This is a genomic window from Vibrio gelatinilyticus (assembly GCF_022836845.1).
Classification (GTDB): domain Bacteria; phylum Pseudomonadota; class Gammaproteobacteria; order Enterobacterales; family Vibrionaceae; genus Vibrio; species Vibrio gelatinilyticus.
The window spans coordinates 319054-334642 of sequence record NZ_JAJNNZ010000002.1; the positions used below are offsets into that span (position 1 = coordinate 319054).

Here is a 15589-nt window from a genome sequence, read left to right on the forward strand (position 1 = left end):
GCTCAATAACCTCTTCATTTTTACATAAGGCTCTTGTATGTTGGTTGCATGAAACCCCATCCATCATCGGTTTTTTGAAGCGGTGACATCAGCTCAAGGACGAGACTATGAAGATTGAATTTCATCAACTGCACATCCCCGACACCGCGCATCCACTCACCATCGAACAGTGGCAGATTAACGACAGTGAACATTGGGCCATTTTTGAAACCCAAGGTAATGTCGGTTCACAAATCGGCGATTTGTTATGCGGAGAAAAACAAGCTGAGCCCGGCTGCCTTGTTGCTTTGCATCAAGATATAGCGCAAGTCTCGCTCGCAGAACAACAGCGTTTGCTTGAGCTCGAAAATGCAAACGACGATACCGATTTTCTCGATAGAATTGACTTCGGGCGTACCGTAACGCAGCTTATTGATGAACGAGTTCAGCAACCATCGCACACTCTCGAACTGATGGACAAGCTCGATTTGACGCATTTGGCCCAGCGAGGCTTTAAACAACTTTCAACGGGAGAAACCCGGAGAGTCATGTTGGCCCGTGCACTGGCAAGTAAGCCGCGCACTTTGTTGCTAGACGAGCCTTTCGTGGGTTTGGATGCCCAGCATAGAGAATTATTGGCCTGTTATCTCCGAACTCTCGCAGAGCACACTCAAATCATTATCGTGACATCGAGAGAAGATGAGATCCCCGATTGGGTGCATCACGTCGCTCTTTTTGAGCACGGAACGCTAAGCCAAACAATGACACATCGCCAATGGCTGTCGCATCCGGTCATTAGCCAACTCAGGGCCTTATCCTCAGAACAAAGTGAGCAGTGGATCGCCTTGATTCGCAAGCATCAACACACAGCAAAGTTTGCTGATCCCTTGCTAAAAATAACCAATGGCACTGTTGAATATGTTGAACAGCGAATTTTCTCTGGCGTAGATTGGCAAATTAATCATGGTGAACATTGGCAAGTACGTGGCCCCAATGGCTGCGGTAAGAGTACGTTACTTGGCTTGATTTTTGGTGATCACCCCCAGTGTTACAGTAATGATATCCAAATTTATGGCATGCAACGTGGAAGTGGTGAAACTGTTTGGGACATCAAAAAGCACACAGGTATGGTGTCATCTTCTTTACACCTGCAATATCGGGTAAGTTGTCGTGCACTCGATGTTCTTTTGTCTGGCTACTTCGACTCTATCGGATTATACGATCAGCCATCCAAAAAGCAGATAGATACTGCGATGGAGTGGTTAGCACTTTTGCACATGGCCCACCTCAAAGACACCTCGTTTAAGGCTCTCGAATATAGTCAACAACGCCTATTACTCATTGCCCGCGCCATTATTAAACAGCCAACATTGTTGATACTCGACGAACCATATCAAGGGCTTGATTTCTTGGGTAGGAAGTTAGTAACGAATGCTCTGAACATGATAGCCAATGAAAATCTCAGCCAGCTTTTGTATGTCTCTCATTATGTAGAAGATGCACTCGATAGCATTCAGCACTTTGTCGATTTTGTTAAAGATGATGCTGATGAAAATTATCGAGTTGAATTATCCAAGCGCGATGAGCTTCCTTAGAACTAGCACAAGGTGATTATTCAAGGTGTGGTAGTATTGCACTACCCATTCCAATAATTCATTAAAGCCTATGTTACTCGAAGGCATTGAAACTCTGTTAGTGCTCGCGCGGGAAAAAACCATGAGCCGCACTGGCAGTAAGTTGTATATCAGCCAGTCGGCGGTTAGCAAGCGTATTGCAAATCTAGAGAAGAAACTTGGAAAAACCTTGATTGAGCCACAAGGCAGGCAAATCAAGCTGACACCTGACGCGCTTTCATTGATTGACAGGATTGGCCCAAGTTTACATGAGCTTCGTGGGCTGATTGCTGAAGAGCGAACTCTTGATGAACAATCAGTCATTCGTATTGATTGCTCAGAGACATTAGTGGCGGGCTATCTTAGCGAAGTCCTACCAAGCTTAATGGCGCGCGAGCCGTTCTTGACCATCACGACCAATCACACCCCACGTATCATAGAGCATGTCAAAGCGGGCGACGCCGCAATAGGGTTGTGTGCAGGACATCTCAATAGTCGTATTGGATTACACACGACTCATCTTTTCAACGAACCCTTTCGTGTGGTTAGCCAGCAAGTGCTAACCCAACCGCCAACGACATTAATTACCAACGATTTAAATAATCCAGCCAATACCTATCAGGCAGGGCTGTTACAACAAGCAGGTATTGTTCCTAATATGCAGATGGACTCTTACACCGCCGCAGCTCAACTCGCCATTAAAGGGGTCTGTGCAGCCTTAGTGCCACTTTCAATAGTAAAAACCCTTCATATTGATGAAGGGCTTTGCTTTGATTTTGACTTTTTATCTCGGTTAACCCGTCCTGTGCACCTTGTTTATCGTCCTTCAGCATTGAAGCTTAAACGAGTGAGAACAGTGATTGAAACCATTGAGGATGCTGTTCCCAAAGTAGCTTCAATGCCATGACCATTGACATGATGACAACAAGTGGGCGGATGAATTTTTTCCCCTTGGATACAACGACCTTCGCTCCCATTCTGGCACCCAAAAATCCGCCCACCGCCATCACCAAACCGATCTTCCAAACCGGTAAGCCTGCAATAATGAAAAAGATCAGCGCAGCCAAGTTAGAGGTGAAGTTAAGTACTTTAGTTTTTGCAGTAGCATGCACAATCGAAAGCTGAGCAATGGCAACAAAACAAATGGTGAAGATTGAGCCTGTGCCCGGCCCAAAAAAACCATCATAAAAGCCCACGCCCGTACCCACTGAAAAAGCAAACATGGTCTCAGAAAACTTAGGCTTACCACCACCCTCGCCGGCTTGTGGTGCCAGTAAAAAATATAACGATATGCCAAGCAGTAACATCGGTATAAGACTGGTAAGAACGCCTGCGTCGATGTGCTGAACGAGCTCAGCACCAACAGCGGATCCCACAAAAGTACAAATAATGGCAAGGCGCATCTCTTTCAGATTAACGATCCCATTACGCACAAAGTACCAAGTCGCCGAAAAACTACCGAACGAGCTTTGTAACTTATTAGTCGCCAAGGCTTGGGTTGGAGGTACCCCTACCGAAAGCAAAGCTGGCAGCGTCAACAAACCACCACCGCCAGCCATCGCGTCAATAAATCCAGCTAATCCTGCGACAAAAAACAACATTGCCAGAATGTCTATCGTGACTTCCATAGAGCCTTCTCAAATATAAATAATGGTGCGATTTTACTTGGTAACAGAACGAACACTAGCGAAACCAAAGACAGAAACCTATTCCAATTTGGAATCAATACTGCTAAATGAGATGTAAAAAAGCCCGCTCAATTGAGCGGGCAATGAGGTTGTCTAAAAGGCGGGCGCGATACCTGCTTCTTAGTTTTTATCTATTACGCGTTTTTAACTTGCGCATGAAGTTCTTGTACTGACGTTACTGTCGATTTCGCATCGGCAGTGTGAGACATACACGTAGCGAACGCTGCGTTTAGCGTTGTGGTGTAGTTCACTTTCTCAGCCAAAGCGCCACGACGTAGAACTTTCGAGTCTTCTATCGCTTGACGACCAGCAGCCGTGTTAACGATATAGGTATACTCGTTGTTCTTGATGCGGTCTAGAATGTGTGGGCGACCTTCGTGTACCTTGTTAACAAGACGAGGGTTAATGCCCGCTTCACCTAGAATAACTGCTGTACCGTGAGTTGCATCCAACTGGTAACCCAGTTTCGTTAGCTTAGACGCTAGGTCAACGACTCGCTCTTTATCGCCTTCACGAACAGACAGTAATGCACGGCCACCTTCAGGGTAGACATTGCCACAACCAAGTTCTGCTTTTGCATAAGCTTCAGCAAACGTCGCACCAACACCCATTACTTCACCCGTAGAACGCATTTCTGGACCTAACAATGGGTCAACACCAGGGAACTTGTTGAATGGCAGCACCACTTCTTTCACAGAGTAGTAAGGCGGAATGATCTCTTTTGTGAAACCTTGAGCTTCAAGAGATTGACCAGCCATGACTCGAGCAGCAATCTTAGCAATAGGCGCGCCTGTTGCTTTTGATACAAATGGTACTGTACGAGCTGCACGTGGATTAACTTCAATCAAGTAAACCTGATTGTTCTTAACTGCAAACTGCGTGTTCATAAGACCACGAACACCCAACTCGAATGCTAGCTTTTCAACTTGCTCGCGCATTACATCTTGGATTTCTTGGCTTAGCGTGTAGGCAGGAAGCGAACATGCTGAGTCACCTGAGTGAACGCCCGCTTGCTCAATGTGCTCCATGATACCGCCGATAACCACACGCTCACCATCACAAATCGCATCAACGTCTACTTCAATCGCGTCATCTAGGAAGCTATCAAGTAGTACTGGAGATTCGTTTGATACGCTCACTGCTTCGTTGAAGTAGCGACGTAGATCTTGCTCGTCATAAACGATTTCCATCGCACGACCACCAAGTACGTAAGAAGGACGTACAACCAATGGGAAGCCGATTTCGCGAGATTTCTCAACCGCTTGCTCCATGGTTGTTACAGTTGCATTTTCTGGCTGAAGTAGGCCTAGACGGTCTACCGCAACTTGGAAGCGCTCACGGTCTTCTGCACGGTCGATTGCGTCAGGGCTAGTACCTATGATTGGTACACCTGCCGCCTCAAGAGCACGTGCCAGTTTCAGTGGCGTTTGACCACCGTACTGAACGATAACGCCTTTTGGCTTCTCAACGCGAGCGATTGCTAGCACGTCTTCCAGAGTTACTGGTTCGAAGTACAGACGGTCAGACGTATCGTAGTCTGTAGAAACAGTCTCAGGGTTACAGTTAACCATGATAGTTTCGTAGCCATCTTCACGTAGTGCTAGTGATGCGTGTACACAACAGTAGTCAAATTCAATACCTTGGCCGATACGGTTTGGACCGCCGCCTAGAATCATGATTTTTTCTTTGTCTGTTGGGTTCGCTTCACACTCATCATCGTAAGATGAGTACATGTAAGCCGTATCTGATGAGAACTCTGCAGCACACGTATCCACACGCTTGTATACCGGGTGGATATCGTATTGGTCACGTAGACGACGGATTTCGCTTTCCGCTACACCGAGGATCTTAGACAAACGAGCATCAGCAAAGCCTTTACGTTTTAGCTTGTTGAGTACGTCTTTGTTGAGACCTGCAAAACCAGCTGCTTTAACTTCTTGCTCTAGCTTAACGATATCTTCGATTTGAACTAGGAACCAACGGTCGATTTGCGTTAGGTTGAACACACCATCTACCGACATACCTGCGCGGAATGCGTCAGCGATGTACCAAATGCGCTCTGCGCCCGCTTCTTTAAGTTCGTGACGGATAGTGGTTAGAGCATCTGGTGCATCTAGGTCTACCATTTCGTCAAAACCAGTCGCGCCAACTTCTAGGCCGCGAAGTGCTTTTTGTAGAGATTCTTGTTGGTTACGACCGATAGCCATCACTTCACCAACAGACTTCATTTGCGTCGTTAGACGGTCGTTAGCACCGGCGAACTTCTCGAAGTTAAAACGAGGGATCTTAGTCACTACGTAGTCGATTGTTGGTTCGAACGATGCTGGAGTTGCGCCACCAGTAATGTCGTTCATCAGCTCATCTAGTGTGAAGCCAACTGCCAGTTTCGCAGCAATCTTAGCGATTGGGAAACCTGTAGCTTTAGAAGCAAGCGCTGAAGAGCGAGATACACGTGGGTTCATCTCGATGATGACCATACGGCCATCTTTCGGGTTGATACCAAACTGAACGTTTGAACCACCTGTTTCAACACCGATCTCACGCAATACGGCTAGAGATGCGTTACGCATGAGTTGGTATTCTTTGTCCGTCAGCGTTTGAGCTGGAGCCACGGTGATTGAGTCACCCGTGTGAATACCCATTGGGTCAAAGTTTTCAATCGCACATACGATGATGCAGTTGTCGTTTTTGTCACGAACCACTTCCATCTCGTATTCTTTCCAACCGATAAGTGATTCATCGATAAGAAGTTCGTTAGTTGGAGACAGATCTAAACCGCGACGACAGATTTCTTCAAATTCTTCTTTATTATACGCGATACCACCACCGGTACCACCCATCGTGAACGATGGACGAATGATACAAGGAAAGCCAACCATGTCTAAAACTTTGTAAGCTTCTTCCATCGTTTTCGCCGTATCCGCGGTAGGACACTCAAGGCCAATCGACTTCATTGCTTTATCAAAGCGAGAACGGTCTTCTGCTTTATCAATCGCGTCGGCCGTTGCACCAATCATTTCTACGCCGAACTCTTCAAGAACGCCGTGCTTTTCCAAATCAAGAGCACAGTTTAGTGCAGTCTGACCACCCATCGTTGGCAGTACCGCATCCGGCTTTTCTTTGGCGATGATATTACGTACGACTTCCCACTGGATTGGCTCGATGTACGTGGCATCGGCCATATCTGGGTCAGTCATGATAGTTGCTGGGTTCGAGTTTACCAGAATAACTCGATAGCCTTCTTCACGAAGTGCTTTACAAGCTTGAGCACCAGAGTAGTCAAACTCACATGCCTGGCCAATGACGATCGGGCCGGCACCTAGAATCAGAATACTTTTAATGTCAGTACGTTTTGGCATTGTCTACTACTCCGAGATTAAGCTTTATGCTGTTTTATTAGTTCGATGAAATGGTCAAATAACGGCGCGGCGTCTTCAGGACCAGGACTTGCTTCTGGGTGCCCCTGGAAGCTAAATGCTGGCTTGTCGGTACGGTGAATACCTTGAAGCGAGCCATCAAACAGTGACTTATGCGTTGCACGTAGATTGGCTGGCAGTGTTTCTTCATCCGCTGCAAAACCGTGGTTTTGTGAGGTAATCATCACCACATTACGATCTAAGTCTTTTACTGGATGGTTAGCACCATGATGGCCAAACTTCATCTTCACGGTTTGCGCGCCAGATGCCAGAGCTAAGATTTGGTGGCCAAGACAGATACCAAAAATCGGAAGACCTTTATCTAGAAATATCTTCGTTGCGTCAATCGCATAAGTACACGGTGCCGGGTCACCTGGGCCGTTTGATAGGAAAACGCCATCTGGGTTTAGTGCCAGCACTTCTTCAGCAGTGGTTTGCGCAGGAACAACCGTTAAACGGCAGCCGCGGTCAACCAACATGCGTAAAATATTGCGTTTAGCACCGAAATCGTAGGCTACAACGTGGAAAGGCAGTTCACTGTCTGCTTTCGCTTCAGGTAGGCCGCCTGTCAGCGTCCAAGAACCCTGTTTCCACTCGTAGCTCTCTTTAGTCGTAACCACTTTCGCCAAATCCATACCTTTTAGACCTGGGAATTCTTTCGCTTTCGCTAAAGCCAGTGCTTCATCAAGGTTATCGCCAGCCATAATGCAGCCATTTTGTGCACCTTTTTCACGTAAAATGCGCGTAAGTTTACGCGTATCAATATCAGCGATACCGACAATATTTTGTGATTTTAGGTAATCAGAAAGAGACTGTTCATTACGGAAATTAGAAGCGATAAGGGGAAGATCGCGGATCACAAGGCCCTGAGCATGGATTGCTGAAGACTCTTCGTCTTCTTTATTAGTACCAGTGTTGCCAATGTGAGGATAAGTTAGTGTTACGATTTGTTGAGAATAGGAAGGATCAGTGAGGATTTCTTGGTACCCCGTCATCGAGGTATTAAAAACGACTTCACCAACGGAAAGCCCATCTGAACCAATGGAAATACCGTGGAACACTGTCCCATCTTCTAGGACCAACAGTGCTGATTTACTCAAGACAACCTCCAGAATAAAGATGCAAAAATAATAAAATAAAATGCAAATTTGCCTTCCTTTTCGCCATAAACAGGCGCTTTAGGTCTTTCAGACAAATTGGCGGTATTCTAATTATCAGCGTGACCTGTGTCAACATTAATACTAAAACTAATTTGTTATTTATTAGAAACTTCGAGTTTTTTGGTGTTAAAGCCGTAAAAAAAGCAGTTAATTATATTTAATGTGGCCATTTATGCAGCAAACCGGGTCTCTTGCTCCTCCGTACCACCCTAAATAGACTTTAATGTGTCACAGTGACAGCGCAAACGTTAAGCAAGCCAAGTTTACTTATAAAAACACACCACAAAGGAAACTATCACCCCTTAAACGTTAAAAATAACAACTAAACCCCAAAAAAAAACCAGATTAGCCTTTATTAACTTTACAGAACCATTCTTAAGGTCACAGTAACAGGCACCGCACGATAAAGAATAGTTATGTATCCTAGCGAAAATATAATTCAGGTAACTTTTATGTATTCAGTTTTATCAAAAACTAAAAAAAGCGCCAATCTGGCGCTTATCAATTAGATGTCGTTTAATCCGAGAACATCGGTCATGGTATAGAGCCCTGCCGGCCTATCGCCTAACCAAACGGCCGCTTTAATTGCACCGTTTGCAAAGGTCATTCGGTCAGTGGCTTTGTGAGTGATTTCAACACGCTCACCAATATCGGCAAACATCGCAGTATGCTCACCGATAATATCGCCCGCTCGGATGGTGGCAAAGCCTATCTCATCTTTGGTTCGTTCTCCGGTAATACCCTCACGCGCATAAACCGCGACATCGTTGAGTTGATTTCCCATTGCGCCAGCTATCGCCTCTCCCATACCAATTGCAGTACCAGAAGGCGCGTCCACTTTATGCCGATGGTGAGCTTCAACGATTTCGACATCGCAATAGTCGCCCATCACTTTTGCCGCTTTCTCAAGTAGCTTAAAGACTAAGTTTACGCCTACGCTGTAGTTAGGCGCCATAATGATCGGAAGGGTTTTGGCTGCTTCATCAATCACGGCTTTCTCTTCTTCACTAAACCCGGTTGTACCAATAACAATCTTTTTATTATGCGCCTTACACAGTTCGATATTGGCTAGCGTGCTCACTGGTGCTGTAAAGTCGACGATCACATCAAATTCATCGATCGCTTTTGTTAAGTCATCCACCAAAGCAACATCAAAGTGTCCTTCATTACACAGTTCACCAATGTCGACTCCGACAAGTGACGATTCTGGCCTTTCTGAACCGGCCCCGACCGTCGCCTGCTTATTGTGATACGTTGCCTTAACCAAATTGCGGCCCATACGGCCCGCTGCTCCTGCAATCGCAATTCTAACCACTGCGTTATTCTCCATTGATTTTGTTTCTTTCAATCTAACTTAATGCAGCCCATATCGCTAGCATAAGGCGCGATATTAAGCGTATTTTTTCTGCACTTTATCGACAACCGGGAGGTTTGCTTCAGGAAACGGATAATGATGAAGATCCGCGATATTCACCCACTTTCCTTGTTGCCCCTCTTTGCCAAAGGGCACACCAGAAAATTGGCTCACTAAGAGGAAATCAAACACCAGCGACTTCTCTGGGTAATCATACAATAAGTGTTCAAAGGGGGACGCCGCCTCAACATCAATCCCAACCTCTTCGAAAAGCTCTCGTTTAATGGCTTCGCTCACACTCTCGCCTCGTTCAACTTTGCCACCTGGAAATTCCCAATAACCACCTTTGTGTTTGTCACTGGGCCGCTTGGTGATAAAAGCTTGAGATCGATTAGGGTTTAGAATGATCGCAGCAACGATATGTGTACGCTTCATAATTTAGTCCTACTATACGCAACCACCATTAACTGGTATTCGTTTGGCTGCACTCAATATTCAAAAAAAGAGCCGCAAAAGCGGCTCTTTTTGATTCTTCATCAGAAAGATTAAGCAATTTTCCCGTGGCACTGCTTGTATTTCTTACCAGAGCCACATGGACAAGGTTCGTTTCGTCCAACTTTACGCTCTTCTCTCACCATCGGTTGAGAAGCATCTTGCTCTTCTTCGTCAGCCAATTGATTGTCAGCACTCGCGTGTTGAGCGCGAGCTCTACGAGCCGCTTCAGCAGCTTGGGCTTGACGCTGGGCTTCCATACGTTCAACTTCTTCTTGTTGCTGTACGCGTACTTTCGACAGAACCGTGATGACATCGAACTTCAGTGTATCAAGTAGCTGTTCAAACAATTCAAACGACTCACGCTTATATTCTTGCTTCGGGTTTTTCTGAGCGTAGCCACGTAAGTGAATACCTTGACGCAAGTGGTCCATCGCAGCCAAGTGCTCTTTCCACAACGTATCTAGGGTTTGCAGCATCACGGATTTTTCAAAGTTACGCAGAACCGATTCGCCGACCGTTTCTTCTTTCGACTTATAGACCTCAACAGCGGTCTCAAGAATTTTCTCTCGCAGTGCTTCTTCATACAACTTGTCGTCTTCAGCTAACCAATTTTTCAGCGGTAGTTCGAGATCAAAGTCATTTTTAAGGCGAGTTTCCAGGCCTTCAACGTCCCACATATCTTCGAGAGATTGTGGTGGGATATATTCATCGATAACCGACATAAACACGTCTTCACGGTTTTGAGACAGCATTTCGCTAATGTCATCAGCACTCATCAGCTCGTCACGTAGCTCGTACACCACTTTACGTTGATCGTTCGCGACGTCATCGTATTCCAACAACTGTTTACGGATATCGAAGTTGCGGCCTTCAACTTTACGCTGAGCCTTTTCAATCGAACGAGAAAGCATCTTACTTTCGATTGCTTCACCTTCATCCATGCCACCTTGGATTAGGCTCGCCATGCGATCTGAGGTAAAAATACGTAATAACGTATCTTCCATCGATAAGTAGAAGCGAGATGAACCAGCGTCCCCTTGACGACCAGAACGACCACGTAGTTGGTTATCGATACGACGAGACTCATGACGCTCCGTGCCAATAATATGTAAACCACCAGCGTCTAACACGTCATCGTGAACCACTTTCCAGTCCGCTCTAATTTTATCAATTTGCGCCTGTGTCGGGTTGTCTAACGCTTCAATCTGAGCTTGCCAGCTGCCACCTAGTACGATGTCGGTACCACGACCGGCCATGTTAGTTGCGATAGTCACGGCACCTGGAGTACCTGCTTGAGCAACAATCTCGGCTTCTTTTTCGTGGAACTTGGCGTTCAATACGCTGTGCTTCACTTTTGCGGCTTTCAAAGCGTTTGAAAGAAGCTCAGATTTCTCAATTGAAACGGTACCCACCAAACACGGTTGCCCTTTCGCAGCACGCGCCGTGATGTCTTCGATAATCGCGTTAAACTTCTCAGTTTCAGTGCGATAAACAACATCTGGCATGTCATCACGAACCATTGGTTTGTTGGTTGGGATAACAACCGTTTCCAGACCATAAATAGATTGGAACTCAAATGCTTCGGTATCAGCAGTACCTGTCATGCCAGATAACTTCTCGTACAAACGGAAGAAGTTTTGGAAGGTGATAGATGCTAACGTCTGGTTTTCATTTTGGATTTTCACGCCTTCTTTGGCTTCAACCGCCTGATGCAAACCTTCTGACCAACGACGACCAGGCATAGTACGCCCCGTATGCTCATCAACGATAACCACTTCGCCTTCATCATTGACAATGTAATCGACGTTTTTCTCAAACAGAACATGGGCACGCAATGCCGCGTTTACGTGGTGAAGTAAGCTAATGTTAGTTGGCGAATAAAGCGTGTCGCCTTCTTCCATCAAACCGTTCTTAACAAGCAGCTCTTCAACAAACTCCTGACCATTCTCGGTCAAGTGAACTTGCTTTGATTTTTCATCCATAGTGAAGTGCCCTTCACCACGGTACTCTTCTGAGTCTTCTTTATCTTGTTTTTGAAGGCTTGGGATGAGTGTATTAATTTTAGTGTACAGCTCAGAACTGTCTTCAGCTGGACCTGAAATAATCAGCGGTGTACGAGCTTCATCGATTAAGATTGAGTCCACTTCATCAACGACAGCGAAGAAACGCTCACGCTGTACGCGATCTTCTGCACGAAACGCCATGTTGTCACGTAAATAGTCAAAACCAAACTCGTTGTTTGTTCCGTAGAGAATATCGGCAAGGTACGCTTGTTTTTTCTCTGGCGGTGGCATGTTTGGCACATTAATGCCTACTGTCATACCCAAGAATTCAAACAGCGGGCGGTTTGTTTCCGCATCACGTTTGGCTAGGTAGTCGTTCACGGTAACGATGTGAACACCTTTGCCGGGCAGGGCATTTAGATAAGCAGGTAGTGTTGCAGTCAGGGTTTTACCCTCACCGGTACGCATTTCTGCAATTTGTCCTGCATTAAGAACCATGCCACCAATAAGCTGGACATCGAAGTGACGCATGCCGTAAACACGTTTTGATGCCTCACGTACAGTAGCGAATGCTTCAGGCAATAGTTGGTCTAAAGTTTCACCTTTTTCCAGTCTCTCACGAAACTCAACTGTCTTCGCCTTGAGCTCATCGTCAGACAATGCCTCGAATTGAGGCTCATAGTTGTTAATTTCTTTGACGATTTTTCGTAGGCGACGCAATGTTCTGTCATTGCGACTACCGATAACTTTAGTCAGTAGCTTAGTAATCATGTGGTCTAAATCTCTCTTTCTCAGATCTCGCTGATCTATCTGGCATGCTGTTCAGTCTCGACTAAGGATACTGAGCTCAATCTTGTTCCAATTGATATTGTGTTGAAAGCCAAATATTTCAAGGCGGTCGAACAAATTAGTTGCCATAGTGTAAGGAATTTTACTGCAGACAACCAAGCTTCTCTTTCATCTAACTGCAATTTGTTTGATGTGTTTGGTAATTTTGTGTTGTTGGTGCTCTTCTCAACAGTTTTTGTTGTGCAAATAGCGGGTAATTGTCGCCCAAACTACTGGGTTGAGATACAATCTTTTAAGGTCAAAAGTGGAATCTTATCATGCGTGATCATCGCCCCACATCTACTGAGCAGTTAATACAGAGTGCTGGTTTTAGTAAAATTCAGCAACACGCTCAGAAAATCGCTCAAGCTAACTTGGCAATTTCGTCAATTCTTGCCCCTAATGTGGCCAAAATGTGCCGGGTAGCTAATATTAGAGGTGGATACCTACTCATTGAAGCGTCAAGTGCAGCGATAAAAATGAAGTTGGATTACGACCGCCTTTACCTATTGAGCCAATTACGTAGTCAAGGTTTTGCCAACCTAATGAGCATAGAAATTAAAGTAAATCCGGGCCTTTACCTTAATGAGAAAACAAAAGAAATTAAAGAAGAAAGCAAGACACGTCAGCACGCTGTTTCTGATGTTGCTGCGGACTATCTAAGAATGGTGGCGCAAGATGCACCGGACAAAATCAAAAAGCGTTTAGAAAACATCGCCAACTTGGCAAAAAATAAATAAAAAAAATCAGGCTTAAAAGCCTGATTTTTTTTAGATTCAATTTAAGCAAGAACAAAGCCGGGTTCAGCGAACGCAACCGGTGAGCCGGCTTCCTCTTCGAATGTTGCCCACTCCCACGCTTCTTGATCAGCAAGGACTGCACGAAGAAGTTGGTTATTAAGACCATGCCCCGACTTAAATGCTCGAAATTCACCCACAATGGCATGACCTGCCATATATAAGTCACCGATAGCATCAAGCACTTTATGAGTCACAAATTCATTTTCAAAACGAAGACCTTCTTCGTTTAGGATTCGATATTCATCAAGTACGATAGCATTATCGAAACTTCCGCCCAACACCAAGTTCTGGGATTGAAGGTGCTCGATGTCACGCATAAAGCCGAAAGTACGTGCGCGCGAAATGTCTTTAATAAAAGCTTGAGATGAGAAATCAAACTGCAAACGCTGTTCATCAGAATCAATTGCAGGGTGGTTAAATTCGATCTCAAAGTCCATACGAAAACCATCGTATGGCAATAGCTCTGCCCACTTATCGTCATCTTCGAAACGCACTGGTTTCTTAATGCGAATGAACCGTTTTGGTGCATTCTGCACCTCGATTCCCGCTTGCTGCAACAAGTAAACAAATGGGCTTGCACTGCCATCCATGATTGGGATTTCAGGTGCATCCACTTCAATAATGATATTGTCGATACCCATGCCAGCAAGAGCGGCATTTAAGTGTTCAACGGTAGAAATACGTACACCTTCATCGTTCACCAATGCTGTACATAACATTGTATCGCGAACTGATAATGGATCAGCTGGGAAATCAACCGGTGGATTCACATCGGTACGACGATAAATTACACCAGTATTCGCAGCAGCTGGACGCAGAGTTAGTGATACTTTACGGCCAGAGTGTAATCCCACTCCAACAGTTGTCACTATTTCTTTTAGCGTACGTTGTCTGATCATCTGCAAACCTCATAATAAACGCTACATATCACGGTCGATTATGTAACCAACCGCGAATCCTACCAGAAATTTGACTAGAGTCAAATTTACACAGCTTCTTAATCTGCCTGACGGCGTAGGAAAGCTGGAATGTCTAGGTAGCCATTTTCTTTTTCAGGTTTAGGTGCTGCACTCGTGCTTGCTCCAGAAACACTTGAACTCGAGTTTGCCACTGGCGTTGCTTTCACCTCACCCCTCTCCTGATTATTAACAGGCAAAGTTTGTGCCAGTTTTTCTTCAGTTTTCGCAGCAACAGCTGCTGTTGACGTTGGAGTCGGTTGTGCTTTTGTTGCTACATTTGTCTTACCACCGGCAACTAGGGTGATGTCTGGTTTTCTTTCGTTACCAATACCTGTAGCAACTACCGTCACTCGGATTTCATCACTCATGTCAGGGTCAAGAGAAGTACCAATAACTACGGTTGCGTTATCAGAAGCAAATGCTTTGACTGTATTACCTACCGTTTCAAACTCATCCAAACGCATGTCCAGACCAGCCGTAATGTTGACAAGAACGCCACGTGCACCTGCGAGATCGATATCTTCGAGCAGTGGACTGGAAATTGCCATTTCCGCTGCTTCTTCAGCTCGGTCTTCACCTTTAGCAACACCGCTGCCCATCATGGCATGTCCCATTTCAGACATCACTGTTCTTACGTCAGCAAAGTCGACGTTGATCATGCCAGGGCGAGTAATCAACTCCGCAATACCTTGAACAGCGTTCTTTAAAACATCGTTCGCACTTGCAAACGCTTCAAGAAGCGTTACGCCACGACCCAGTACTTTTAATAGCTTTTCATTGGGAATGGTAATTAAAGAGTCTACGTGCTTAGACAACTCTTCAATTCCTTGCTCAGCAAACGCTAAACGCTTTTTACCTTCGAAGCTAAATGGTTTTGTTACCACCGCAACGGTCAGCACGCCCAACTCTTTTGCGACTTCCGCAATCACGGGAGCAGCACCTGTACCCGTGCCACCGCCCATACCTGCCGCGATAAAGACCATATCGGCCCCAGTCAGGTATTCTTTAATTCTTTCTTTGTCTTCGAGAGCCGCATCACGTCCAACTTGTGGATTTGCTCCAGCACCTAAGCCTTTAGTAATGTCACCGCCAATTTGAATAACATTACTGATACTTGTTTTTCGAAGCGCCTGCGCGTCCGTATTAACGCTGATAAAATCAACGCCTTCAATGGACTCACGTACCATGTGCTCAACAGCATTACCACCGCCGCCACCAACTCCAACAACTTTAATTACCGCGTCGTCAGACATTTCCATCATCGGTTCAAACATGTGTTATCTCCGTTTTCCTG

11 protein-coding genes are annotated in these 15589 nt (G+C 45.5%); 3 read left to right on the top strand and 8 right to left on the bottom strand.

Features of this window, described 5'->3' with window-relative positions; translation table 11 throughout:
- Positions 1-107: 107 nt before the first annotated feature.
- Together modF and LNL84_RS03570 are read left to right on the top strand one after the other, a co-directional pair.
- Complete coding sequence (gene modF, locus LNL84_RS03565; RefSeq protein ID WP_244355290.1) at positions 108-1574, top strand: molybdate ABC transporter ATP-binding protein ModF; 1467 nt, start codon at positions 108-110, stop codon at positions 1572-1574.
- Positions 1575-1644: 70 nt separating this feature from the next.
- Positions 1645-2499 carry a LysR family transcriptional regulator gene (locus LNL84_RS03570; protein ID WP_279610926.1) on the top strand — a complete coding sequence of 285 codons (855 nt, stop codon included), beginning with the start codon at positions 1645-1647 and terminating at the stop codon, positions 2497-2499.
- Here LNL84_RS03570 and LNL84_RS03575 read toward each other — a convergent pair.
- The 6 genes from LNL84_RS03575 to secA all read right to left on the bottom strand — a co-directional run bounded on the left by LNL84_RS03575 (position 2432) and on the right by secA (position 12479).
- Positions 2432-3220 (bottom strand): TSUP family transporter, encoded by a 789-nt coding sequence (locus LNL84_RS03575; RefSeq protein ID WP_244355292.1) that lies wholly within the window; start codon positions 3218-3220, stop codon positions 2432-2434. The genes LNL84_RS03570 and LNL84_RS03575 overlap by 68 nt on opposite strands.
- Positions 3221-3414: 194 nt before the next feature.
- The gene (gene carB / locus LNL84_RS03580; RefSeq protein WP_244355293.1) at positions 3415-6639 is read right to left on the bottom strand and encodes a carbamoyl-phosphate synthase large subunit; all 3225 of its coding nucleotides are present in this window, start codon (positions 6637-6639) and stop codon (positions 3415-3417) included.
- Between the two features lie 17 nt (positions 6640-6656).
- A complete protein-coding gene (carA, locus tag LNL84_RS03585) occupies positions 6657-7796 on the bottom strand; it encodes a glutamine-hydrolyzing carbamoyl-phosphate synthase small subunit (RefSeq protein ID WP_244355294.1) in 1140 nt (379 codons plus the stop codon).
- 565 nt (positions 7797-8361) lie between these two features.
- Positions 8362-9186, bottom strand: coding sequence for a 4-hydroxy-tetrahydrodipicolinate reductase (gene dapB, locus LNL84_RS03590; protein WP_244355295.1), 825 nt, complete (start codon positions 9184-9186; stop codon positions 8362-8364).
- A 60-nt stretch (positions 9187-9246) separates the two neighbouring features.
- Positions 9247-9645: an 8-oxo-dGTP diphosphatase MutT gene (mutT, locus tag LNL84_RS03595; protein ID WP_244355296.1), complete on the bottom strand. Its 399-nt coding sequence runs from the start codon at positions 9643-9645 to the stop codon at positions 9247-9249.
- A gap of 110 nt (positions 9646-9755) precedes the next feature.
- Positions 9756-12479 carry a preprotein translocase subunit SecA gene (secA, locus tag LNL84_RS03600; protein ID WP_244355297.1) on the bottom strand — a complete coding sequence of 908 codons (2724 nt, stop codon included), beginning with the start codon at positions 12477-12479 and terminating at the stop codon, positions 9756-9758.
- A 335-nt stretch (positions 12480-12814) separates the two neighbouring features.
- Between secA and LNL84_RS03605 the strand changes: the two genes are divergently transcribed.
- A complete protein-coding gene (locus LNL84_RS03605; RefSeq protein WP_244355298.1) occupies positions 12815-13276 on the top strand; it encodes a DUF721 domain-containing protein in 462 nt (153 codons plus the stop codon).
- Between the two features lie 41 nt (positions 13277-13317).
- Here LNL84_RS03605 and lpxC read toward each other — a convergent pair whose 3' ends face one another.
- Together lpxC and ftsZ are read right to left on the bottom strand one after the other, a co-directional pair.
- Positions 13318-14235, bottom strand: a complete 918-nt coding sequence (gene lpxC, locus LNL84_RS03610) for a UDP-3-O-acyl-N-acetylglucosamine deacetylase (protein ID WP_244355299.1) — start codon at positions 14233-14235, stop codon at positions 13318-13320.
- 98 nt (positions 14236-14333) lie between these two features.
- Positions 14334-15569, bottom strand: coding sequence for a cell division protein FtsZ (ftsZ, locus tag LNL84_RS03615; RefSeq protein ID WP_244355300.1), 1236 nt, complete (start codon positions 15567-15569; stop codon positions 14334-14336).
- Positions 15570-15589 lie beyond the last annotated feature (20 nt).